The following is a 24,814-nucleotide window of genomic DNA, read 5'->3' on the forward strand; positions in this document are numbered from 1 at the left end:
AGCAAGTATTGGCAGAGGCCAAAGTAAAAGTGATTGGACGCCTCGGTAGGCTTCAAGATGCAGACATCCTAACGTGACAGCGGCGCAATAGCAAGATTCGATCAAGCTATGACGCCGCGGCTTAAGTGTGACGCTGGTTCAATAAAATGGCGCAACCGTTATCCTGATGTCTTTATTCTAGGCCTTCCATCTTACGCAATTCTTTACGCAGGATCTTACCAACGTTTGATTTTGGTAATTCATCCACAAACTGTATATGGCGTGGACGCTTATAGCCTGTGAGTTGCTTTTTACCAAAATCCAGCAATTCTTGTTCTGTGACTTTGCCTTTTTTGACCACAAACAGCTTTGGTTCTTCACCACGCTCTTCATTTGGTACACCGATGGCACCGCATTCTGCCACAGCTGGATGTTCACTCATGGCCTCTTCAATTTCATTGGGATAGACATTAAAACCCGAGACCAAAATCATGTCTTTTTTGCGATCGACAATTTTGATAAAGCCTTTCTCGTCCATGATACCGATATCGCCAGTCTTTAGGTAACCCGTGGCGGTAAATGTCTCTGCTGTTTCTTCTGGACGATTTTGATACCCAATCATTACTTGCGGGCCTTTTACACAAATCTCACCGCGATCGCCCATAGCAACTTCGTTTTCATCATCATCAATCAGTATTATGTCCGTGCTAGAAGCAGGAATACCGATTTTGTTGGTGAATTCGGCAATGGTCATTGGGTTAAAGGCTGCCACTGGTGAGGTTTCAGACAGACCATACCCTTCAACGATCGGCAGACCTGTAATTTTGTGCCACTCTTTGGCCACGCTTGGCAAGACCGACATACCACCGCCAATAGAGGCTTTTAAATTAGAAAAGTCTAAATCCGCAAAGCCTTCTTTATTTACTAAGCCATTGAATAAGGTATTGACCGCAGGGATAAAGGAAGGTTTGTATTTACCCATCTCTTTGACCAGACCATCAAGATCACGCGGGTTTGGAATCAACAATCCTGCATATCCTTGGTACATGCCGTACATGCCGCACACCATGAATGAGAAGACATGATACAGCGGTAACGCCGTCAAAATGACATCACTTGCATCAACATCATCTTCAAACGCACTGTTCATAAGCGCGCTAATCTGTAGCATATTGGCGACCAAGTTGCCGTGAGACAGCATCGCTCCTTTCGCAACACCAGTTGTACCGCCCGTATATTGTAACAAAGCCACATCACTTAAATTCAAATCAGGGCGCTTGTAATGACTGGCGGAGACGGCATTTAGCGCGTGCTTGAAGCTCACGCTATCGGGCAAACTATAAGCAGGAATCATTTTTTTGATATGGCGTGCTACTAGGTTAACCACTGGTCCTTTAATCGTTCCTAACATATCGCCAATCTTACAGACGATGACATGCTTAACTTGGCCTTTATCTTCTGCTTCTTGATAGGTTTTTGCAAAATTTTCTACGATAAACAAGGCTTTGGTGCCACTGTCATGCAGCTGATGCGATAACTCGCGGCTAGTATACAGAGGGTTGACGTTGACCAGTACCATACCTGCACGAATGATGCCCAAAGCAACCACTGGATACTGCAAAAGGTTCGGCATCATTACGCCAACTTTATCGCCCTTAGCCAACCCTAATGACTGCAAATAGCTAGCAATTTGGCGACTGTATAAATCCAATTGCTTAAAGCTAATCGAAGCACCCATACAGATATAGGCTGTTTTTTGTCCATAACGGCTAAAATTACGCTCAAACACTTCAAGTAAAGAGGTATTGTCGTCTGGCATCTCGATCGTAGCACCAATGCCGTAGCGCTCATACGCACTCAGCCATGGTCTGTCGCTCGGTATCGTGGGCATGGTAGGAAAGGCATTGTCTTGATAGATCTTATTTTTGTGAGCGCCATTTTTATCAGCTTGGCTCGATGCATTGCCTTCGTTGCTAGTCGCAGCTTTATCGTTTGCTGTCTCTTTATTGATATTGTCGGTCATAATTTTCCCTAAACGTTACTGTTAAAAACGCAGAATAATCTAATAAAAACACTATTTTTTATGAATTATCAATGACAGCAAACACTCATGAATAAAAACCGTACCAACACAGTGGGAGGTTGTCGTTCGTAAGCTTGGTCAATGAAAGCGCAATGTTAAGTCCATGATCAATGACACAACCATTCGCAGAGCCAAATCAATTGTCATTTTCGCTATTATGGTTTTATCAGACATATAGAACAAAACTGATGCCCTGTTAGACAACGTCCATTTGTAGATAAATACCAAAATGCGTCGATGAGCACTATAGCAGTTTTGCTAAAGATTCTCTATCTATACTAGCGTTGCCAAAAATCGGCAAAAGCAGCAAAATCAAAAATGACAAGGCCGCCTATGAGCAGCCTTATCATTCAGGGTTGTGACAGCATTTAGCACCACGCTATCGTTATAAATAACTATATTTTACAAAGGTTTATTGTACTCAAATCTATCGCAAAAATTTTAAATTTAAGTGTGAGTTTATTAGCCGTTTTTCTTTTCTTCAAATACTCGCAGATCTTTACGCAAAATCTTACCAACGTTAGATTTTGGTAGCTCATCAATAAATTCAACATAACGAGGACGCTTATAACCCGTTAGATTCTCCTTGCCATAAGCAAGGACGTCTTCAACCGTCAAACTGTCATCACTACGTACCACGTAAATCTTTGGTACTTCACCACTCTTCTCATCTTCGATACCAATGACGCCGCATTCCAAAATCTTGGGATGGCCTGACATGGCGTCTTCAACCTCGTTTGGATAGACGTTAAAACCCGATACCAGTATCATGTCTTTTTTGCGATCCACAATTTTAAAGTAACCGTCCTCGTCCATGACACCAATGTCGCCCGTACGGAAATAACCATCGGGCGTCATAACTTCAGCTGTCGCATCTTCACGTCTCCAATAACCCTTCATCACCTGCGGACCACGAACACAAATCTCACCGCGCTCACCCAGTGCTACTTCGTTGCCTTCTTCATCCAAAATAGCCATATCAGTCGCAGGCATCGGTAGACCAATATTGCCCGAGAACTCACTAGTGCCTTGTGGATTTGCCGATGCAACGGGAGACGTCTCTGATAAACCATAACCCTGAACGATGACGTTGCCCGTTAGCTTTTGCCACTTAGCCGCTGTATCTTTTAGTACGGCCATACCGCCACCCATAGACATCTCAAGCTTAGTGTGATTCAGTGATTGGAATTCCTCACTGTTTGCAAGCGCATTAAATAGCGTATTGACCGCTGGGAAAAACGCTGGCGGATAATCTTTATAGGCTTTAATCAAGCTTGGCAAATCACGCGGATTCGGCACGAGCAGACCAATACAACCACGGTACAAACCATACATACCACAAACGGTAAATGAGAAAATATGATATAACGGCAGCGCAGTCATAATCACTGGCTGCTCATCTTGCTTTTCAAACTTCTCAAAAGCATCGCCCAGATAAATGTCACATTGGATTAAGTTTGCCACCAAGTTGCCATGTGTGAGCATTGCACCCTTAGCCACACCCGTGGTACCACCGGTATATTGGAGGACTGCTACATCATCAAGACCAATATTGTCAGGACGCTTATAATTTTCTGTAGAGAAACGATTTAACGCTTTTTTAAACTTAACGCTGTCATCAATATTATAGTCGGGTACCATTTTTTTGACATGACGGACGACGGCATTGACGATAAAGCCTTTTAGCGGACTCATGAGATCGCCCATTGAGGTGATTACCACATGATCGACTAAATCTTTGCCGATGTCTTCGTAGGTTTTGGCAAAATTCTCTAGCAAGATGAGCACTTTGGTATCAGAGTCTTGTAGCTGATGGGCAAGCTCTTTTGTGGTATACAGCGGATTGACATTGACCAACGTCATACCAGCGCGTAGCACACCCAGTACAGCAACAGGCAACTGCAAAATATTGGGCATCATCACCGCAACTTTATCACCCTTTTGCAGACCAAGTGACTGCAGATAAGCGGCGATTTGCTTACTATAACGGTCTAATTCTTCATAAGACAGTTTGACATCCATACACACAAAAGCGGTCTTACCGGCGTGAGTAATAAAGTTTTGTTCGAGTATATCGATTAAAGAAGTATTGGCAGGTGGCATATTAATGTCATATTGAATGCCAAGCTTTTCGTAAGTTTTGAGCCAAACTTTATCGTCGCGACGAATTTGGTTACCGTGATTTTCCATAATCTTTTTTCTCCTAGTAATGAGTAATGGTACGCGATTGTTCACCCACACAAACCACAGTGTGATAAACATACAAAAAAATCAACGTTCAGGCTTATCATCGTGATAGTAAGCGAGGCTGTGATGTCGTCGTATATTGATGAGCGAACAATATAATGGTCAATAACTCTCTTTTAATTAACATACACACTTTATACAGACTACTCAATACAAAAGATTGCTACTTGCGTTCGCAAACTTAGTTGACGTGCAATAATATTGCTTATATCTCATCTATTGACGTTCAATACTTGAACCAATATTCATACTTTTTTGACAAAAATTTATCTAAAATAAAGATAGTACATCAATACTATCAGAGTCTACTGATATAAATTTTTTCACTGGCTGTTCGCAAGCGTGACAGATGTTTCACAATATTCATTCCAGTAGAACGGTACGCTTCTTAAAATAGATCGACTATATATTTTATTTTTACCTTTAGTTTTTTATCTTTAGATTATTTGTTGCGTTCGAGCGCTGTTGCAAGCTCAGTCAAGGTCACAAAATTACGACGCGTACCGTCCTTATCGCTGCTTGGCTTGCGAGCCAGCACACTGGTTGCAAGTTTGGTACTGTTTTCATATTGCCAATCATTGATGTATTCACTTTGCGCTAAGCGTTGACCAAAACCTGCCACCGCCACCGCAAATTGAGTGTCGATATTGGCCCTGTTTAACGCATGGCTGTTTTTAGGAATCGGTTGAGTGATAAGCTTTGAGCTACCGCCTTCGGGTGCTTTATAGCGAATTTTTAAATAGGCCAGCTCATCTAATTTCTGAGCATTTTTGGTGGTAGATGCGCTGTTATTACTCTCATAACGGCGATCGCTATACAGACCTTTTTTACCTTTGGGTGTCACTTCATATAAGGCAATGACTGCTTTACCTGCGCCAAGCTCGCCTGCATCCACTTTATCATTATTAAAATCTTGTTCATCCAGTACCCGATTTTCATAACCAATCAAGCGCCATTCACTGACCGCCTCTGGGTTAAATTCCACTTGTACTTTTACGTCTTTGGCAACGGTATTGAAGGTGGCCACCAGCTCATCGCCAAAGACTTTTTTGGCTTCGGTCAGACTGTCGATATAACTGTAGTTGCCATTACCGTTGTCTGCCATTTGTTCCATCATATAATCGTTTAGATTGCCGCGTCCAAACCCAACCGTCGATAAAGAGATACCGCGATCACGATTGGCTTTGACCAAATTAAGCATCTTATCAACATCACTAATTCCTACATTGAAGTCGCCATCCGTCAGCATCATGATACGGTTGATGCCGTTTTTTTTCATCGCTTGCTCAGCTTGTCGGTACGCCAGTTTTAAGGCATCTTCACCATTGGTCGAGCCTTCCGCGTTTAAGCTATCGATTGCCGCCAGTATTTTGGCTTTTTGATCGCCGCTCGTTGCAGGCAATGCCACATTGGTGCTGCCCGAATACGTGACGATACTGATGCTGTCTTGCGCGCGCATCTGCTCTGTCAGTAGTTTGAGAGAAGCCTGCGCAAGCGGCAGTTTATCGCGAGATGACATAGAGCCTGAGACGTCTACCAAAAATACCAAATTGGCAGGCGGCATAGTCTGACTGTTGGGATTTTTAGACCAATTATTATCAACGGCCTTGATACCAACTTTGACAATTTTATTGTCTTGATTTGCCCTATCCCATGGTGAATCAACTACTTCAGTCGCCAATACAAATGGCGCATTACCAAGACGTTTGCCATCCTCAAATTGATAATTAAAATAGTTGATCAATTCTTCCACACGCACGGCATCGATAGGCGGCAGCTGACCTTCATTAAGATAGCGGCGTACATTGGCATAACTGCCTGTATCGGTGTCAATAGATAAAGTAGATACTGCCAGATCCGTCGTACGATGGACAGGATTGGCGTCGTTCTTTTGATAATTGTCATTTGCTGGCGGCATGTCATTGATAACCATAGGCATTGGATAAACACCTGTCCGAGGGTCAAGTCTTGTCTTGGTCATGCTGCTCATTTCAGCATATGGCGCACTTAGGGCCACGATAGGTTCTGACGCCGAAACAGCGACTGGTGGGCTCACCGTGCGGCTGGCATCTGATATCGGTTTGCTCACTTGCGAGGTGCTACAAGCACTCAAACCTACACTGATCACGGTGCCAACCAGCAACGCATTTCTACTTAAGTAATACGCCCGCTTTTTTGAGGAACAGACAGATGACATAGCAAGTACTCCATAGTATAAATAGGCCGATAATAACCTGTCCGTGTTGAGCCAGTTATGGTAGTTTGTACAACCCATTAGGTTTTGTTTATTACTGAGTTTTTATACTCATAACCCTTTAATTTTATAAGTAAAAACACCAAAAATATTTAGATTAACTATACTCAATTTATTTAGCAAAATCTATCTATCAAAGCGTCATTCAAATGACTGTTTGAGGTAATGCTGGACGTGTTGTCCAAAGTACTAGTGAAGTCTTAATTAAAGGATTTGAGCACGTCATGCATTGTCGTCTATTCTGACTTACACCTTTTTAATTCGGTCAATATCCTTTACGATAGCACTATTCTTATTGTCTACTTGCCCCATTGATTAATACCTATTAAAACTCATAAGTGAACCTTATTTTATGTCCGATGTTATTGATTATACGAATGACCCAATCATTGCTAGTGAACCCATGGATACCCGTTCGGTCGCAGAATTTACTGAGCAGGCCTATCTCAACTATGCCATGTACGTCATCATGGATCGAGCCCTGCCCAATATCGCCGATGGACTCAAACCTGTCCAGCGCCGCATCGTTTATGCCATGAGTGAGCTTGGCTTGAAATCTACTGCTAAGGCAAAAAAATCAGCGCGTACAGTCGGTGATGTACTGGGTAAATATCATCCACATGGTGATAGCGCTTGTTATGAAGCGATGGTACTCATGGCACAGCCGTTTAGTTATCGCTATCCGCTTATCACCGGTCAAGGCAACTGGGGTAGTCCTGACGATCCTAAGTCTTTTGCGGCCATGCGTTATACCGAAGCCAAAATGTCTGCTTATGCCAACACGTTGCTCGCAGAACTTGGACAAGGAACGGTCGATTGGCAAGATAACTTTGATGGCACTATGCAAGAACCCACCACGCTGCCTGCTCGCCTGCCCAATATATTATTAAATGGTACGACGGGTATCGCTGTTGGTATGGCAACGGATATACCGCCGCACAATCTAAATGAAGTGGTGCGCGCCGCGATTCGTTTGCTGAAAAACCCTGAGCTGTCCGTTAAACAACTCACGCAGTCGATACCCGCGCCTGATTTGCCGACCCCTGCCGAAATCATTACCAGTAAAAAAGATTTGCAGGCGATGTATGAAACTGGTCGTGGCAGTTATAAAATGCGCGCGACGTTCCATGTCGATAGTAAAGAGAAAAACCTTGTCATCATTGATGCGCTACCCTACCAAGTATCAGGGAATAAAATCCAAGAGCAAATCGCCAAGCTTATGATGGACAAAAAGCTGCCGTGGATTACGGATATTCACGATGAGTCTGACCACGAAAACGCTTGCCGTATCGTGCTTGAGCTGCGCTCCACACGCGTCGATGTCGATCGCGTCATGAGCCACTTATTTGCCAGTACCGACCTTGAAAGCAATTACCGCGTCAATATGAATATGATTGGCCTAAATGGTAAGCCTCAGGTCAAAAACCTAAAAGAAATCTTAGAAGAATGGCTTGTCTGTCGCCGCTCTGTTGTTACGCGCCGTTTGCAGTATCGCCTTGATAAAATCGATAAACGCTTGCACATTCTCGCGGGCTTACTCATCGCCTATCTCAATATCGACGAAGTGATTCGTATCATTCGTGAAGAAGACGATCCAAAACTGTCTTTGATGCAAGATTATGACTTAACCGACATCCAAGCCAATGCCATTTTAGACATTCGTCTGCGCCAGTTGGCAAAGCTAGAAGAGATTGAGCTGAAACGTGAGCAAGATGAGCTGGCTGCCGAGCGTGCCATTATTCAAGAGTATTTGGACAATCCAGAGAGCTTAACCAACCTGATGGTTGATGAGCTTACTGCCGATATGAAAGAACATGGCAACGAGCGCGTCTCGCCACTGATGGAGCGCGATGAAGCACAAGCGTTAAAAGAGTCTGACCTTGTACCGAGCGAGCCTGTGACCGCTATCCTATCAAAAGCAGGCTGGATTCGCGCCGCCAAAGGCCATGACGTCGATGCCGCTGGTATGAGCTACCGTTCAGGCGATGGCTATCAAGCGCATGTCCGTGGCAAGTCCAATGAAAAAATCTATGTGCTCGACAGTACCGGACGCAGCTATAGCATCGATGCGCATAACCTTGCCTCTGCCCGTGGTCAAGGCGATCCGCTCACAAGCGTGCTAAAACCGCCAGCAGGTGCCAGCTTTGAGCAGCTACTAACTGGTGACAGTGATCAGCGCATTATCCTCGCCAGCTCGGCAGGTTATGGCTTTATTAATACGCTTGGTAATTTGGACAGCAATCAAAAAGCGGGGAAAAATATCATTACCCTAGCCGCTGACAGTCGCTTGCTGCCCGTTGCCCGTATCGATGCGCCAGCGGATACTGAAGGCGAAAATAGTCTTGCAAAGGCAGCGCCTGACCATCTCGCTGTTGTGACTAACGCTGGATATCTGTTGATGTTTGCGCTTGATGACTTGCCTGAACAGGCTCGCGGTAAAGGCAACAAACTGATTAAACTAAAAGAAGATGAAGAAGTACTCGCCATTACACCACTGAATCAGCAAGACAGCCTAGTCATTACCGCTGGCAAACGTCATGTGACGCTAAAGCCCAATGATTTGGCCAACTATACAGGCACTCGCGGTAATCGCGGTGGCCAGTTGCCAAGAGGGTTTCAGAATGTGACGAGTGTTGAGGTTGCGTAAAGTTCATAGCGGCGCCTTAACTCTATTACTAATTTGATAGTAATTTTACAAACAATGTCACGACCTATCTTTTGTGACAGAAATGTAAATTAATGTAATAAAATAATTCCATATAGGTTACAATAGTCCACTCTTGGTTCTTATTCTTAAATATGGTGTGGACTTATGTTATGAATCTTGAAGATATTGCCTCTGGACAAAAAATTGTCATTTATACAATCTTAGCCAACTTTTTGGTGAGTGCGTCGCAGCGTAGTGCTCCTGAGCTAGGAATTACTGTCACAATTATCTCATTTCTAGTTACCGCAGCGGCAATTTATGGGGCTTATCGTCTTTGTACAGGATTAGGCTACTCAACAAGTATTAAGATTCTAGTTGTAGTGCTTCTATTTATTCCTTTAATTAACTTAGTTACGCTCATCTTCCTGAGCGTGAAAGGAACCAAGGTTTTGCGCAATGCAGGGTATGAGGTCGGTCTTCTCGGTGTAAAATAGCACTAATTGCTAGCAACTACTTATTATAAAGTAGGAATTCTTTATCAGACACGTATTGTATGAGTCTGTCAAAGGTGAAAGCTGCCACCTATCCTAATTCATTGCGTAGAATACGCTTTACCAAAACAAATGATGTTCAAAATCAAACGATACTCTCAAATTGGGACTGTTTCTCCTCAAAAATTCCTCTTATAAAGCTCTCAATCTGATCTTTTTTCATTAGATAGGGATTAAAGTCAGCCCCTGCCGAAAAACTTTTTAAGGCATACTCTTCATCCTGAGCACTCGATGTCAGATATTTGATCAAAAAGCCACCCCATCTACGCGCCTCTATTTCCTCAACATCAATAATATGAGAAGAAAGGTGCGGATACTCTGTAATTAATTTTAATAAAACTTCATTAACAATAGGTCTGGAACCTTCAATGTTTTGAATCAAATAATTGTCATTAATGACCAATGCTGAAGTGACATCGATTTTTTCGTTGTTTCTTCGCCATTGCTCAAGAATACGAGTCAGCTCTACTCCATTATTTTTTTCGATATTTTTGCCAATAAAAGTTAGGCTGATAAGAATATGTTCGCCGTCTCTATTATTTTCTAAAGCACGGTCTACTGTCGTTGTATGCATAAGAAACCTAGCTTATAAAAAATTGATATCACTTAAGATACTCTCTAAAGTTGAGTAGAATCAACCCTATTTTCTACCTCATACCAACTTTTTTATTTTGATGGTTTTTTAGGAGTGTGCCGCCAACGACTTTAACGAGATAACATACTGTTATGTATGGTTATTAGAAAACACCATCCCAAGACTTTATTTAATCATTGTCACTTTGAAATTATTTCTCTTCAAAGATCGCTTTCACAAAGCTTACGATTTGATCTCTTTTCATAAGATAAGGGTTAAAGTCAGCGCCTGCTGAAAGACTTTTGAGTGTGTGCTGTTTATCTTGAGCGCTGGATGTTAAATATTTGATGGAAAAGCCGTCCCATTGACATCTCTCTATCTCTTCCACCTCGATAATATGAGGTAAGATTTGCATATATTCACTTACTAACTTAACCAAAGCTTGATTGATAGCAGGTCTTGAGCCTTCAATACCTTGAATAAAGTAATTGTCATTCATTACAAGAACTGAATTTAAGCCATTTTCTTCAAAATATCTTCGCCAGTGCTCAAGCGCACGCGTCAATTCTACTCCTGAACTTATAACATTGTTTTTACCGATATAGGTTAAGCTAATCAGAATGTGTTCACCATTCCTATTCTTTGCCTCTGGCTGATAATCCGTCGTTGCCTGCATAAAAAATCCAATTACTAACGAGTTAATTTAATATACGCGTCCAGATAGGTGTGAATCAACTATACTTTATTTTTGCGATTAATGATTTTTAATACTAACTTAAAAACCGCTAAGATGTGTTCCTATATTCGGCTCCGGCCTATTTCGTTCTTGAAATACAAGTTTCCATGTCTTCTTAATCGCTCAGATATCATAAAAAATCAATTAACTTCATCAATAACTGATGCAGTCGCTAACGCTTTTTCAACAGATGGCTAGCAACATTAGCAACTGACAATATCATTCTGAAATTTGCTCAATGTTTGCTCTGCAAAAATCGCTTTTATAAAACCCGTAATTTGAGTCTTTTTCATCAAATAAGGATTAAAGTCAGCGCCTGCTGAAAAACTTTTCAGTGTATATTCCTCATCTTGCACACTGGATGTCAAATATCTGATTAAAAAGCCATCCCAGCTGCGCGTCTCTATTTCCTTAACCTCAACAATATTAAGTGCGATGAGTGGGTATTCGTTGATCAACGTGGCAATCACTTCATTGATTACCGATCTTGAACCCTCAAGGTTTTGTATAAAATAATTGTCATTAATTGCAATTGCTGAGGTAACATTACTTTTTTCGTTACTTATGCGCCACCTCTCAAGCGTACGAATCAGCTCTACCCCATCATCCTTTCCTTTATTGTTGCCAATATACGTCAGGCTCATAAGAATATGGTCGCCATCTATATTACGGTCTGAATCGTAATTTATGATTGTTTGCATAAGAATCCAATTGATAAAAACTTGATTTGACTTAAAATACTACTTAAAAACAGTCTACTCAACACTATTTTTATATTTCATTACTTTCGTTTTGATAAGTGAGAACCTGAGCTGAGTTTTTTACTACCAGCCTAATTCAAACCCAAAATAGGAATCACCAAATCTTCTTCATCGGTCAGATGTTGCGAGAGTAGCTCACTGACACTCATCAAAGTCTGATGTAATTGATTGCCAAGTGCTTTATCTTCAACTTCGCTTTTTGCCAACTGACCACTCAATGTCTGCAACTCATTCAGTAATCCATCCAAACGCACATGATCTCGATCTAATATCTCAAAACCTGTCTTTAGCTGTGGATACATGCGAATGAACGTTGGGAAGTAAGCTTGATCTTCGATGCTGTGATGGTGATGCAGCTTGAGAATATACTGGTTAATCCGTGGTAAGCTTTGTAAGCGGTACTGTGACCAGTCAATATCCCCAGACTGATAAGCGTCACTGATTTGGATAAGAGTGTGCTGGCGGTTACGTATATCGGCATGGATATTTAGCCAACCTGAGGTTTTGTAAACGTGTTTTGCACTTAACCATTCGGCAGGCGGTAGCTGCTCATATAAGAACAGCCAATCCGTCTCAAGCCGACTGTCAGGATGACGCGGTGATAGGCCAGACCCAGCATCTAACGCGTCTTGAGGGTTCACATGGTGATTAGCAGCCGTCATGGTATTATCCTTATCAGTGATCTATGTTTATTCAAATTTTTCTATCCGCTTCTGTGACATTATCAACCAGCCCTTTTGCCAAAAAGCTTAAGTTGAAAATAAAGCAAGAAATTCATTAGTCATACTAAAAGTTCTTTGCCTAATGTGTAGCATATATAGAGTTGGAAAATAAAAAATCAACAGTGTATTTGACAAAGCCAAAAGCCTTCCATTTATTAATCTGTTACATAATCTAGCCAAAATATTATCGTTTTTAGCGTATGAGTCTGTAGGATAAAACGCATAATAATCAATGACAAAGTTTCTTATATAGTCTCTTATTAGTAACGAATACATTTTGATAACCCTATAGATTGAAGTTTAAACCATAAAGGATACCCATGTTTATTGTTGATAAAGCAGCTACAACCAGTATGAGTGATACGCTCCCTACTCCCAAAATCATCTTTTTCGATATCGATGACACTTTGAGCCGCAACGGTATTATCGCTGAACACAACAAAGCGACCCTTGAGCAACTTGCTGACACTGATATTAAATTGGTGATTTCAACTGGACGTTCTAAAGCTATATTGCCAGCGGATATTTTAGCGTTGCTAGACACCAATGTTTTAGATGCCATTATTTGTATGAATGGACAGTATAGTTTTGATCATAGTGGCGTGATCAGTCACTATCCTTTGTCTGCTGAACAGACAGATAAGATTGCCTATCTCTGTCAGCAAAGCGAGCTGATTCATAAGTTTGATTCCGCAACCCACATTGTATGGTCAGATGAAAATGAGCGTTTGCGTGACTTTAATGCGAGAACGCCCAACTCTTTCGTTGATCCAGAATACTACAAGTCAAATACGGTTTATCAGTGCTCAGTATTTTTCAACAACCAAGAAGAAAAAATGCAAGACGTCGATTTTGCGAAGTATGACTTAAAGCTGGTGCATTGGCATCATATTGGTGCTGATATCTTACCAATAGATGCTTCCAAAGCACGAGGTATCAAAGATATGTGTGCCTATTATGGCGTAGACGTACGCGAGTGTATGGCATTCGGTGATGGGATGAATGATCTTGAGATGTTTGATTTGGTCGGATTTGCCGTAGCAATGGGTGACGCGCAGCCTGCGTTGATCGAACGAGCGGATTTTGTCACTGGAACTATTGAAGAGTTTGGGATACAGGCAGTGCTAGATCAATTTCATATTGCATCGTAACCCAAATAGCGTTAAGAAAAATAGTTAAGCGTACTGTTTAATATAGTCGATCCCTTTTAAAAAGACACTATATGTACCACTTTTATTCTAGAGTAACTATAGATAATAAAAACCCTTCGTCAGTAGATGACAAAGGGTTTTTTACAAGCAATAAATGAGCTTCGCGGCTTAACTTTAACAGTTACTTGGTTAGAAGCGCCTTAATTAGTGTTCATTAGATGAACCACTACCTAGCAGGATAAAATGTCTCTGAACCGGGTCCAACTGGTAAACCAAACACGAATACCCAGACGCAAAACAGAATAATCCAACCAACCAAGAACGCAATTGAATAAGGAAGCATCATTGCCATCAGTGTACCTACGCCAGTATTTTTCTTATAACGAATAGCAACTGCCATAATAAGACCAAAATAGCTCATCATAGGCGTAATGATGTTGGTAGTCGAATCACCAATGCGGTATGCCGCCTGTATCATCTCAGGAGCATAACCCGTCAACATCAGCATAGGAACAAATATTGGCGCCGTCACTGCCCACTGCGCAGATGCCGAACCAAGCATCAAGTTAACCACTGCACATATCAAGATAAAACCAACCAATAAGAATGGCCCTGTCAAACCGATATCGTTTAGGAAAGTTGCACCAGATACGGCCATTACAGAGCCAAGATTTGACCAGTTAAAAAAGGCGGTAAACTGCGCGGCAAAGAAGACCAAAACGATATAAATACTTAGTGAACTCATCGCGTGACTCATGGCATCAACCACATCTTGATTGTTTTTCAAACTGCCAGTAATCTTGCCATATATATAGCCTGGTATAGCAAAGAATACAAAGATGAATACGACAATACCTTTTAAAAAGGGCGAACCTGATAATAGCCCAGTCTCAGCATTACGCAAAATGCCATCAGCAGGTACTACAGTCCAAGCCAGCAGCAAACAGAATATCAGCATGCTAATACCCGCCCAAACAAGGCCTTTTTTCTCAATGGCAGATACACGCTCGACTTTGGTATCTAATACTGAAGGATCATCAGCATCACTAGGATTGTACTCACCAAGGCTTGGCTCGACGATTTTTTCGGTCACAAAATAACCCAGACCACTGATCAAAAACGTACTGACCACCATGAAATACCAGTTGGCCTCTGCCCCAACGGTATAAGCGGGATCAATGATGCGTGCCGCTTCTTGGGTAATTCCTGATAATAAAGGATCCACCGTCCCAAGCAATAAGTTGGCGCTATAGCCGCCAGACACACCAGCAAATGCCGCAGCAATACCAGCCAATGGATGTCGACCAAGTGAGTGAAAGATGACCGCAGCAAGTGGTATCAAAACCACGTAACCCAGCTCAGCAGCCGTGTTTGACATAATACCTGCAAACACAATAGTAAAGGTGACCATCTTCTTTGGCGCATTTAACACCAATCCACGTAGAGCCGCTGATATCATGCCAGAACGCTCAGCGATACCGACACCAAGCAAAGCCACCAACACCGTACCGAGTGGCACAAAACCCGTAAAGTTGGTCACTAAATTTTCGACGATGCGAGCTAAGCCCTCACCGTTTAATAAGTTGACAACCTCGATCATGCCATCAGCGCTACGTCCGCTAGCACCTTCTGGACGTGGGTCAATTACTGATATACCGAGATAGGACAGCACTGCTGAAAGAACCAGTAAAAACACTGACATCCATACGAATAAAATGACAGGGTGTGGTAGTAAATTACCAAGCCACTCTACCCCTTTTAAAAACCGCTGCATGCGCGAATCTTTTTCCGCTGCATCAAAGTCATTGTGTGGCGGACTGCCATTTGGCGAGTTACTTCCTTGCATAACCGATTATCTCCTTCAAGATTTAAGTACTTTTGATGTGCTTAAGGTGTATAAAAACACCGATAAAAGGCTTCGATTGAAACATAGTTGGGAAATAGAAACAAATAATTCTGTATCATAAAACAAATTTTTTGCAATATTGGGTAATATATAAATTACAAATAACTAAAAAATTGAGGATCAAAAGTAAAGACATTGTTAGAACCCATCGTAGCGTGATTACCTGCCATGATTACAAAGGCTAGGTAGTTGAACTCCAGTTTGCGTGACTACTTACTTATTCTTAGCGACAGCTCTTGTAACACCCCTTTAAATCTGTAGAAACAATGACCATAATAGTAAAATTACTAGCCGGTCTTTATGGCGTTTTATCGACTTGCCCTGTCTTCGTTATCAATACTGTTTTTATTTAGGAGAGATATTTTGACCCATTTATCATCGTCCCACCTACCTGTTAGGACTACTGCGTCTATCGGTCGTACGTTGCCAAAGGCGCTATTGGCCATGGCGGTAGGCTTGGTACTTGCCAGCTGTAGCAACTCTGATAATGCGGCGGCCGACGGTAGCGCACCTGCAAGCAATGTGACACTTAATTTGTATAACTGGTCAGAATATATGCCTCAAGAGATTCTTGATGGCTTTAAAGAAGAGACTGGCATTAGCGTCAATTACACTACGTTTGATTCTAACGAGGCGATGTATGCCAAGCTCAAATTGCTCGATGACTCTAGTCAATATGACCTTGCCATTCCATCGACCTACTATGTCGAAAAGATGGCCAAAGAAGGGCTTTTGCAAGAGTTGGACAAATCAAAGCTGAGCAACTTCAAAAACCTCGATACCTCATTTACGAATACCAAAGTTGACCCTGAGAACAAATACTCTATCCCCTATATGTGGGGCAGCACGGGTCTGGCTATCAATGGCGATACGGTAGATCCTGCGACGGTCAATAGCTGGAGCGACTTATGGCGTCCTGATTATAAAGGCCAAGTGATGCTGACCAATGACGTACGCGAAGTATTCGGTATGGCATTGTTGACGCTTGGTTATTCGGGCAATAGTAGCAACCCTGACGAGATCAAAGCGGCTTACGACAAGCTGACTACCTTGATGCCAAACGTCAAAACCTTCAACTCTGACGCCACACGTATGCCTTATATTGAAGGCGAAACCGCGCTTGGTATGAGCTGGAATGGGGAGGCGGTCATGGCAAATGATGAAGGTCTGACTAGCTTGGTTTATAAATATCCGACTGAAGGCGCTATCTTATGGATGGACAATTTTGTCATTCCGAAGAATGCAAAACAAGTTGATGCGGCGCACAAATTCATTGATTACCTGTTGCGTCCTGAAATTGCCAAGATCGTTAGTGAAGAGATTGGGTACGCCTCACCTAATATGGCAGCGCGTGAATTAATGGATGAAGAAGTGCGTAATAATCCAACCATTTATCCTAGTAAAGAAATATTGGCCAAAGCGGAATTCCAAGAAGATGTGGGTGATGAAGCATTGCAAGTGTATCAGCAGTATTGGGATAAGCTAAAAACAGGACGTTAATTTTTTATTTAAATTTATCCCAGCCGCACTTTATTTGATCACGGAACGACTGTATTTTAGTAAAAAACGAAAACGCTAACTTTAAAGAGTTAGCGTTTTTTTATTTATAAATGCAAATCTGTCTCACCGCCTTGCTGCTTTATCTTTCGCTGCTCACGGCGCTGATAACCCAAACCTGATGCGGCATACCAGTGTGGTTTGGTGGTTTGCAACAAGTCACTCAACTGTTGCAACTGGGTTTGTAAGGTTTTGGTCAGCCAAAAATATCCCTGCCACTCAAATGCTAAGTGATGTACGCTGGGATATTCTGAAACGGTAATACGAGTAATGGGACGAAACATCTCATCGCTTGGACTACGCAGTACCGCTGCCATGTGCTGCATGGCCTGAGTCAGCTCATGCTGATAATGTATCAGCAGAGTATGATTTTCATCATCAATGTCAATATTGGCCAAACGCGGTGCCGCACTTAATAGTAAATCAATCGTGCCAATGATATTACGGTGGGTGCGCTGAATGGTCTCTAACGTCTCTTTTTTAATGCCTGACTCGCTTGCGGTCGCTGCAATATGTGGACGCACAGCCAGTAGACGCTTATTGATCTGTTGTAGCGATGTGACCAGTATCTTATCAACAGGTATGTCATTCAATTGTGAGGCTATTGGATGCTGTTGCTGCACTGAGTGATCGCCCGCGCCCTCAGCCGCATCAATGTGATTGCCCACACCTGCATAGAGACTACTACATGCTTCGAGGTTACTGGCCAATAAAAAACGCCACATCAAGGTAGATTTCAGCGGTAGAATCAAAGTTACTATCACTGCAACGCCTGTGCCGATTAAAATATTAAGGACACGGTAAATCCCGTCTGGACCAATACTGTTTTTACCCAAATCTGAGACAATCATCAACATAGTGATTCCTGTCAGCATCCCCGTATACCCAAGTTGCCTAATCGCTAAATAACCGATGACGCCACTGAGCAAACCAATGAGCGCATAATCCACCCATAACCACGCGCCAGCATTGTGACTGAACCAAAGCACCCCAAGCGCAGCGCCAATCCCTAACAACGTACCCAGTACTCGCTCTTTTGCTTTGGTATAAATAGCACCTTGATACTGCAGCAAACCCAAAATAATAAAGACCGTAATGGTCGTCCACTCGCCATGTGGCAGATCAGTGAGTTTGTTAACTAAAAACGCCAGTAGTACAGCCACACCCAAACGTATGGCATGTAAGATATCCGCATACTGATAGCGAACATAAGGCTCAATAAAGGGTGCGGTAAATCGTTGCCACAGAGGTAATTTCACGCAAAACCACTCTTTTTAGTTGATGGTTAAAATAAGGAACAAAAATAACAGGCTAAAAATAGATATGCTAGCAGCCGCACCACGATTTACAAAGCGATTATCAAAAAAAACGTCTCTTGCCTATTAAAAGACAAAAGACGTTTAAGATTAAAGCTTACTATGGTCAGGTGAAAATAAAACGGTTATATAAATTCAAACGCGTTACTAGAATAAATGTGACTAGCGTGCTGTGCCTATGCCGACAGAGACTACGCAAAGTTAATCCTAGTAGCGCTACCACACTGTTAAAGTGTATCGACTATAATAACCATTGTAGATGAATGAGACTGAATTATACTTCTAAGAAATCTAGGATACCTTCAGCCGCTTGGCGACCTTCCCAAATCGCTGTCACCACCAAATCCGATCCGCGTACCATATCGCCACCTGCGAAGATTTTCGGATTTTTGGTTTGGAACTTATAGGGTTGCTCTTCAAGCGCCAACACCAGACCATTAAGGCTCATCTCAACGTCATAACCTTCAAACCAATCAGCAGGGCTTGGTCTAAAACCAAAGGCCATAATCACTGCATCACATGCGATGATTTCTTCTGAATTAGGAATCGGTTCAGGACGTCGACGACCACGGTTGTCAGGCGCACCCAATTGCGTGGTGACGACTTTTACGCCATTAACTTTACCGTTTAAGCCAATGATTTCAGTTGGCTGACGGTTGAATAAGAACTCGACACCTTCTTCGCGTGCATTAACCACCTCACGGCGTGAGCCTGGCATGTTTTCTTCATCGCGGCGATAGGCACAGACCACTTTTTCAGCGCCTTGACGGATACTGGTACGGTTACAATCCATCGCCGTATCACCACCGCCCAATACCACAACACGCTTACCTTTGAAATCGATATATTCTTCAGGTTTTTTTTCCCATTCATTACAACGGTTTACGTTGGCAATCAGGTAATCTAGTGCATCATAAACGCCTTCTAACGTCTCACCAGCGAATCCGCCACGCATATAAGTGTATGTACCCATACCCATAAATACCGCATCATAATCGCTCAATAAATCATCGATACTAACGTCAGTGCCGATTTCTGTTTCTAGCCGAAACTCAATACCCATGCCTTCAAAGATGACACGGCGATTACGCATCACGTCTTTTTCCATCTTAAATTCTGGAATACCAAAGGTCAATAAACCACCAATCTCAGGACGCTTATCAAAGACGACTGGCTTAACACCATTTCTGACTAAGATATCCGCGCAGCCAAGACCCGCTGGACCTGCCCCGATAATAGCGACCTTTTTGTCGGTCCAAACCACATCAGACATGTCTGGACGCCAGCCAAGGGCAAAAGCCGTATCGTTGATGTACTTTTCAACATTACCAATGGTAACAGCGCCAAAGCCATCGTTTAACGTACAAGCGCCTTCACATAAGCGGTCCTGTGGGCAGACACGGCCACAGACCTCAGGCAAGGTATTGGTACGATGACACAACTCCGCTGCTTGAAAGATCTGCCCTTCGGTCGCAAGTTTAAGCCAGTTGGGAATGTAGTTGTGTACAGGACACTTCCATTCACAGTACGGGTTACCACACTCAAGACAACGATGCGACTGCTGCGCCACTGCTTCACTTTCAAACGGTCTATAAATTTCTACAAATTCCGTTGAACGGGTTGCAATGTCTTTTTTCGTCGGATCAAGGCGCGGTACATCTAAAAACTGAAAACTATTCTCTAAGCGTTTTGCCATGGTAAAAATCTCTTTTATAGTGGGCGGTGACAGCGAGCGACGCTCAATCGTATATTTAAAACGTAAGGGCTGCTGTCACTTACCTGCTTGAAACCTGTGAGTTAAAACGTTTCTAAAAAACCTATGATGGAATCATCAATAAAAATCATGAAAAATCCGCTACTGTGGATCAGCCATGGTGGTTTTAAGAAGGCTCGCAATGTTCGCCGCTTTTGGCTTCACTAAGTAAAACTTACGGACGTAGTGTTCAAAATCAGCCAATATCGTCTGACCCCAGGCACTGTCGGTTTTATCAACGTGAGTTTGAATCACGCGTTGCAAATAGATGCGATGTTCTTCCGTTTGCTCACTCGAGATGCGGTTGAGATCAATCAGCTCATGGTTGCAACGATCAAAGAAATCGCCTTCCATATCGAGCACATAAGCGAAACCACCTGTCATGCCGGCCCCAAAGTTAAGACCCGTACGCCCAAGAATGGTGACTATACCGCCTGTCATATACTCACAGCAATGATCGCCTGTCCCTTCGATGACTGCATGCGTACCTGAGTTACGAACCGCAAAACGTTCACCTGCCGTACCCGCTGCATACAATTTACCACCAGTGGCACCATATAGACAGGTATTGCCAATAATGGCCGTATCTTGCGCGCTAAAGCTTGAGTTTTTGGGCGGATAAATAACAATCTCACCGCCTGCCATGCCTTTACCAACATAGTCATTGGCATCACCTTCAAGCTCAATATTCAAGCCGCCCGCATTCCAGACGCCTAAACTTTGTCCTGCTGTGCCTGTCAGATGCAGTTTAATAGGCATATCACTCATACCAAGGTTGCCCCACAATTGCGCAATCTCACCAGAAATACGAGCGCCGATAGAGCGATCACAGTTACCCACATAATAACTATAGTCACCGCCTGTACCTTGGCGAATGCTCAACAGCATGTCACTGATCATCTGCTCAGCCAACAACCCTTTATCAAAGGGTTCATTACGCTCTACTTGGCACGTTTGGGCTTTGCCAGCCGCTGCTGGGTGACTGAACAGTAAAGGCGTTAAGTCAAGATGGCGCTGCTTGTCTGTATTGCCTTCTAACACGTCAAGTAAATCTGTACGTCCGACCAGCTCTTCCATACTACGAACACCAAGTGCTGCTAGCCACTCACGCGTTTCGGTCGCAACGAACTTGAAGAAGTTAATCAACATCTCAGCTTCGCCAATAAAATGATCATCGCGTAACATGGCTTTTTGCGTTGCCACCCCTGTCGGGCAATTGTTAAGGTGACAAATACGTAGATATTTACAGCCAACAGCGATCATCGGTGTCGTACCAAAGCCGAAGCTTTCTGCACCAAGAATGGCGGCTTTTACCACATCAAGACCTGTCTTTAGACCGCCATCGGTTTGCACTCGTACTTTGTCACGCAGTCCATTGACGCGTAGCGACTGATGTGTTTCAGCAAGACCCAACTCCCATGGCGAGCCTGCATGATGAATGGAAGACAGTGGAGAAGCTGCTGTGCCGCCATCATAACCTGAGATGGTAATCAGATCAGCGTAAGCTTTTGCCACACCTGTGGCAATGGTACCGACGCCAGGGCGCGACACCAATTTGACAGAAACCAAAGCATCTGGATTGACTTGTTTTAAATCAAAAATCAGCTGCGCCAAATCCTCGATCGAGTAAATATCGTGATGCGGCGGCGGCGAAATCAATGTCACACCCGGTACTGAGTAACGCAAGCGTGCAATCAAGGCATTGACTTTACCACCCGGCAACTGACCACCCTCACCAGGCTTGGCACCTTGAGCGACCTTAATCTGCATCACTTCTGCCGAGCGTAAATACGCAGGCGTGACTCCAAAACGGCCTGAAGCTACTTGCTTGATTTTTGAATTGCGCATTGTGCCATAACGTGCTGGATCTTCCCCGCCTTCACCAGAGTTTGAACGTCCACCAATGGTATTCATCGCCATTGCAATCGCTTCGTGTGCCTCAGGAGACAACGCGCCCAATGACATGCCAGCGGAGTCAAAACGTGTCAAAATCTCGGAGATGTCTTCAACGTCATTGACATCGATACTGTTGTCAGTTTTGAGTTGCAATAGGTCACGCAAAGTCGCTACTGGACGACTATTGACCAGATTGGCATACTGGCGATAATTTTCATAATCACCCGTTCGTACTGCGGTATGCAAGCTATTGATGACGTCTGGATTAAAGGCGTGATACTCCTTATTAAAGACGAACTTGAGCAAACCGCCTTGGTCAAGCGGCATACGGCGCTTGAAAGCATTCGCAGCCAATTGGGCTTGATCAGCTGCCAAATCTTCGAAGGTAGCCCCTTTAATGCGGCTTTGCACGCCTTTAAAACACAATTTCACGACTTCTTCAGAGAGTCCAACTGCTTCAAACAGCTGAGCGCCGCGATAAGAGACAATGGTTGAGATGCCCATTTTTGATAAGATTTTTAATAGCCCTTTATCCAAGCCTTTACGAAAATTCACCCGAGCTTGAATCGGATCACCCAGCAGCTCACCTGTTGCCACCAAATCATCAATAACGTCATACGCCAAATATGGATAGATACAGGTCGCGCCAAAGCCAATTAATACTGCCATTTGATGTGAATCACGAGCAAGGCCTGTCTCAACGATTAAATTGGCGTCGGTACGGATACCTTTGGCAATCAGGTAATGATGCACAGCGCCAGTCACCATGATGGCGTTGGCGGGTACTTTGTCCGCTTCAATGGCTTTGTCAGACAATACAATCAGCGTATTACCCGAACGAATACTGCTTTCCACTTGCTCACAAATAGCGATAATAGCATCGAACAATTTGAGCGTACGATCATAGTTCAAATCGATACGAGCCATCTTGAACGCAGGATCATCCAAGGTTTCTAGCTGCTGCATTTTGCTGGCTGACAACACAGGCGACGATAAAATAATACGGTGCGCATCGCGTGCTGATGGTGCAAACACATTGGTTTCGGCACCCAAGCATGTCTGTAGTGACATCACAATGGATTCACGCAATGGATCAATCGGTGGATTGGTCACCTGCGCAAACTGCTGACGGAAAAAGTCACCCACATGACGAATCTGCTGTGACAACACCGCCATTGGCGTATCGTCCCCCATCGACCCGACCGGCTCTTGACCGTTTTCGGCATTGGGACGAATGATTTCCGTGCGCTCTTCATTGGTGATGTGATACATTTTTTGTAAGGCTTTTAGCTTATCACCGCGACAAGACTGTGTGGCTAGCGTCTCTTCTAAACGCTCATCGTCACGGATACGTGTCGCTTCTTCACGTAACCATTTGCGATATGGATGGGCTTTTTTGAGTAAAGTTGCAATCGCTTTGGTATCTAAGATTTGACCTGTCAACGTATCAATGACCAGCATCTGCCCAGGTCCAACGCGCCCCTTTGCCAATACATCCTTTGGTGAGTAATCCCACACGCCGACTTCAGAAGCAACCGTAATATAGCCATTTTTGGTCGTCACCCAACGCGACGGACGCAGACCGTTGCGATCAAGCATACAAACGGCATAACGCCCATCTTGAATCACCAACCCTGCTGGACCGTCCCATGCTTCCATATGCTGCGAGTAAAACTCATAAAACGCGCGCAAGTCCATGTCCATACTATCGACATTCTGCCATGCTGGCGGCACTAAGATAGACATAGCATGGAACAGATTCATACCGCCTGACATCAATACTTCAAGCATGTTATCTAAGCTTGAAGAGTCCGAACCAGTGCTATTTACCAATGGCGTCAATTCATTCAAATTGGGCAATTTGTCTGATTTTAATTTTGGCGTACGGGCTTCAGACCAATTACGGTTACCAGTGATAGTATTTAGCTCGCCATTGTGGGCAAGATAACGGAACGGCTGCGCCAGTGGCCAGCGTGGCAATGTATTGGTAGAAAAACGCTGGTGGAAAACCACAATGTGCGACGCCAAACGCTCATCTTGCAGGTCTAAAAAGAACGCCGGCAAGTCCGATGGCATCACCAAACCTTTGTAAATAATCGTCTGGCAGCTCAATGAGCAAACATAAAACAGCTCATCCTCGGTCAAACGCTGCTCCGCTTTTTTGCGGGCAACAAACAGCTTGCGGTTGAAATCATCTGCAGCCAGATCAGCGGGCGCATTGACAAACACTTGCTTAAAGTCTGGTAATGTCTCACGGCCGATCTCACCGACAATGCCCAAATCCAGCGGTACATCGCGCCAGCCAGCTACCTCTAAACCTTGTGCCGTAATCTCATCGCTCAATACTTGCTCGCTATGCTTGGCTTTCGTCTCATCTGTATTGACAAACACCATACCCACGGCAAAATTATCCGTAATGGCAAATTGTTGCTCAGCTGCGATGTTTTTAAAGAACTCAGTAGGCATCGCCAGCAATAGACCACAACCGTCACCAGTTCTACCATCAGCAGCAACGCCGCCGCGATGGGTCATACAACTTAAGCTATGAATAGCGGTTTTTACCAAATCATGGCTGGCTTGGCCCTCAATGTGAGCAATCAAACCAAAACCGCAATTATCAGAAAAGTCATCTGGCGTGGCCAGGTGGGTTTGCGAGGAAATCATTGACATAGCTGGTCCTT

15 protein-coding genes are annotated in these 24,814 nt (G+C 43.5%); 4 read left to right on the plus strand and 11 right to left on the minus strand.

Features of this window, described 5'->3' with window-relative positions; translation table 11 throughout:
• Positions 1-172: 172 nt before the first annotated feature.
• The 3 genes from ACT3TH_RS04570 to ACT3TH_RS04580 all read right to left on the minus strand — a co-directional run bounded on the left by ACT3TH_RS04570 (position 173) and on the right by ACT3TH_RS04580 (position 6,506).
• On the minus strand, positions 173-1,870 hold the full coding sequence (locus ACT3TH_RS04570) for an AMP-binding protein (protein WP_444754710.1): 1,698 nt from the start codon (positions 1,868-1,870) through the stop codon (positions 173-175).
• Positions 1,871-2,524: 654 nt separating this feature from the next.
• On the minus strand, positions 2,525-4,252 hold the full coding sequence (locus tag ACT3TH_RS04575; RefSeq protein WP_444754669.1) for an AMP-binding protein: 1,728 nt from the start codon (positions 4,250-4,252) through the stop codon (positions 2,525-2,527).
• A 499-nt stretch (positions 4,253-4,751) separates the two neighbouring features.
• Positions 4,752-6,506, minus strand: coding sequence for a vWA domain-containing protein (locus tag ACT3TH_RS04580; protein WP_444754670.1), 1,755 nt, complete (start codon positions 6,504-6,506; stop codon positions 4,752-4,754).
• Between the two features lie 409 nt (positions 6,507-6,915).
• On the opposite strand from ACT3TH_RS04580, the gene parC reads away from it, so the two are divergent.
• Positions 6,916-9,210, plus strand: coding sequence for a DNA topoisomerase IV subunit A (parC, locus tag ACT3TH_RS04585; protein ID WP_444754671.1), 2,295 nt, complete (start codon positions 6,916-6,918; stop codon positions 9,208-9,210).
• A 170-nt stretch (positions 9,211-9,380) separates the two neighbouring features.
• Positions 9,381-9,704 carry a hypothetical protein gene (locus ACT3TH_RS04590; protein ID WP_444754672.1) on the plus strand — a complete coding sequence of 108 codons (324 nt, stop codon included), beginning with the start codon at positions 9,381-9,383 and terminating at the stop codon, positions 9,702-9,704.
• Positions 9,705-9,846: 142 nt separating this feature from the next.
• Here ACT3TH_RS04590 and ACT3TH_RS04595 read toward each other — a convergent pair whose 3' ends face one another.
• The 4 genes from ACT3TH_RS04595 to ACT3TH_RS04610 all read right to left on the minus strand — a co-directional run bounded on the left by ACT3TH_RS04595 (position 9,847) and on the right by ACT3TH_RS04610 (position 12,494).
• On the minus strand, positions 9,847-10,335 hold the full coding sequence (locus ACT3TH_RS04595) for a BLUF domain-containing protein (RefSeq protein WP_444754673.1): 489 nt from the start codon (positions 10,333-10,335) through the stop codon (positions 9,847-9,849).
• 211 nt (positions 10,336-10,546) lie between these two features.
• Complete coding sequence (locus ACT3TH_RS04600; RefSeq protein ID WP_444754674.1) at positions 10,547-11,011, minus strand: BLUF domain-containing protein; 465 nt, start codon at positions 11,009-11,011, stop codon at positions 10,547-10,549.
• 263 nt (positions 11,012-11,274) lie between these two features.
• Positions 11,275-11,772: a BLUF domain-containing protein gene (locus ACT3TH_RS04605; RefSeq protein WP_444754675.1), complete on the minus strand. Its 498-nt coding sequence runs from the start codon at positions 11,770-11,772 to the stop codon at positions 11,275-11,277.
• 131 nt (positions 11,773-11,903) lie between these two features.
• Positions 11,904-12,494, minus strand: a complete 591-nt coding sequence (locus tag ACT3TH_RS04610; RefSeq protein WP_444754676.1) for a hemerythrin domain-containing protein — start codon at positions 12,492-12,494, stop codon at positions 11,904-11,906.
• 380 nt (positions 12,495-12,874) lie between these two features.
• Between ACT3TH_RS04610 and ACT3TH_RS04615 the strand changes: the two genes are divergently transcribed.
• Positions 12,875-13,705 carry a Cof-type HAD-IIB family hydrolase gene (locus ACT3TH_RS04615; protein ID WP_444754677.1) on the plus strand — a complete coding sequence of 277 codons (831 nt, stop codon included), beginning with the start codon at positions 12,875-12,877 and terminating at the stop codon, positions 13,703-13,705.
• A 226-nt stretch (positions 13,706-13,931) separates the two neighbouring features.
• Here the strand turns inward: ACT3TH_RS04615 and ACT3TH_RS04620 are convergent, their stop codons facing one another.
• Positions 13,932-15,551 carry an AbgT family transporter gene (locus ACT3TH_RS04620; protein ID WP_444754678.1) on the minus strand — a complete coding sequence of 540 codons (1,620 nt, stop codon included), beginning with the start codon at positions 15,549-15,551 and terminating at the stop codon, positions 13,932-13,934.
• Positions 15,552-15,974: 423 nt separating this feature from the next.
• Here ACT3TH_RS04620 and ACT3TH_RS04625 point away from each other — a divergent pair, with 423 nt between their 5' ends.
• A complete protein-coding gene (locus tag ACT3TH_RS04625) occupies positions 15,975-17,111 on the plus strand; it encodes an ABC transporter substrate-binding protein (RefSeq protein WP_444754679.1) in 1,137 nt (378 codons plus the stop codon).
• 104 nt (positions 17,112-17,215) lie between these two features.
• Here the strand turns inward: ACT3TH_RS04625 and ACT3TH_RS04630 are convergent, their stop codons facing one another.
• The 3 genes from ACT3TH_RS04630 to gltB form a co-directional block, all read right to left on the minus strand.
• Positions 17,216-18,427, minus strand: coding sequence for an FUSC family protein (locus tag ACT3TH_RS04630; RefSeq protein WP_444754680.1), 1,212 nt, complete (start codon positions 18,425-18,427; stop codon positions 17,216-17,218).
• 331 nt (positions 18,428-18,758) lie between these two features.
• Positions 18,759-20,180 carry an FAD-dependent oxidoreductase gene (locus tag ACT3TH_RS04635; protein ID WP_444754681.1) on the minus strand — a complete coding sequence of 474 codons (1,422 nt, stop codon included), beginning with the start codon at positions 20,178-20,180 and terminating at the stop codon, positions 18,759-18,761.
• Between the two features lie 159 nt (positions 20,181-20,339).
• On the minus strand, positions 20,340-24,803 hold the full coding sequence (gltB, locus tag ACT3TH_RS04640; RefSeq protein WP_444754682.1) for a glutamate synthase large subunit: 4,464 nt from the start codon (positions 24,801-24,803) through the stop codon (positions 20,340-20,342).
• Positions 24,804-24,814: the final 11 nt, after the last annotated feature.

It is taken from the genome of Psychrobacter sp. AOP22-C1-C5 (genome assembly GCF_052378885.1).
GTDB lineage: Bacteria > Pseudomonadota > Gammaproteobacteria > Pseudomonadales > Moraxellaceae > Psychrobacter.

What these genes read in the sequence shown, in the direction of transcription:
- ACT3TH_RS04610 (WP_444754676.1), bottom strand. Translation starts at nt 12,494, where the DNA reads ATGACGGCTGCTAATCACCATGTGAACCCTCAAGACGCGTTAGATGCT.
- ACT3TH_RS04575 (WP_444754669.1), bottom strand. Translation starts at nt 4,252, where the DNA reads ATGGAAAATCACGGTAACCAAATTCGTCGCGACGATAAAGTTTGGCTC.
- ACT3TH_RS04580 (WP_444754670.1), bottom strand. Translation starts at nt 6,506, where the DNA reads ATGTCATCTGTCTGTTCCTCAAAAAAGCGGGCGTATTACTTAAGTAGA.
- ACT3TH_RS04620 (WP_444754678.1), bottom strand. Translation starts at nt 15,551, where the DNA reads ATGCAAGGAAGTAACTCGCCAAATGGCAGTCCGCCACACAATGACTTT.
- ACT3TH_RS04635 (WP_444754681.1), bottom strand. Translation starts at nt 20,180, where the DNA reads ATGGCAAAACGCTTAGAGAATAGTTTTCAGTTTTTAGATGTACCGCGC.
- ACT3TH_RS04615 (WP_444754677.1), top strand. Translation starts at nt 12,875, where the DNA reads ATGTTTATTGTTGATAAAGCAGCTACAACCAGTATGAGTGATACGCTC.
- ACT3TH_RS04605 (WP_444754675.1), bottom strand. Translation starts at nt 11,772, where the DNA reads ATGCAAACAATCATAAATTACGATTCAGACCGTAATATAGATGGCGAC.
- ACT3TH_RS04600 (WP_444754674.1), bottom strand. Translation starts at nt 11,011, where the DNA reads ATGCAGGCAACGACGGATTATCAGCCAGAGGCAAAGAATAGGAATGGT.
- ACT3TH_RS04570 (WP_444754710.1), bottom strand. Translation starts at nt 1,870, where the DNA reads ATGCCCACGATACCGAGCGACAGACCATGGCTGAGTGCGTATGAGCGC.
- ACT3TH_RS04595 (WP_444754673.1), bottom strand. Translation starts at nt 10,335, where the DNA reads ATGCATACAACGACAGTAGACCGTGCTTTAGAAAATAATAGAGACGGC.
- ACT3TH_RS04590 (WP_444754672.1), top strand. Translation starts at nt 9,381, where the DNA reads ATGAATCTTGAAGATATTGCCTCTGGACAAAAAATTGTCATTTATACA.
- parC (WP_444754671.1), top strand. Translation starts at nt 6,916, where the DNA reads ATGTCCGATGTTATTGATTATACGAATGACCCAATCATTGCTAGTGAA.
- gltB (WP_444754682.1), bottom strand. Translation starts at nt 24,803, where the DNA reads ATGTCAATGATTTCCTCGCAAACCCACCTGGCCACGCCAGATGACTTT.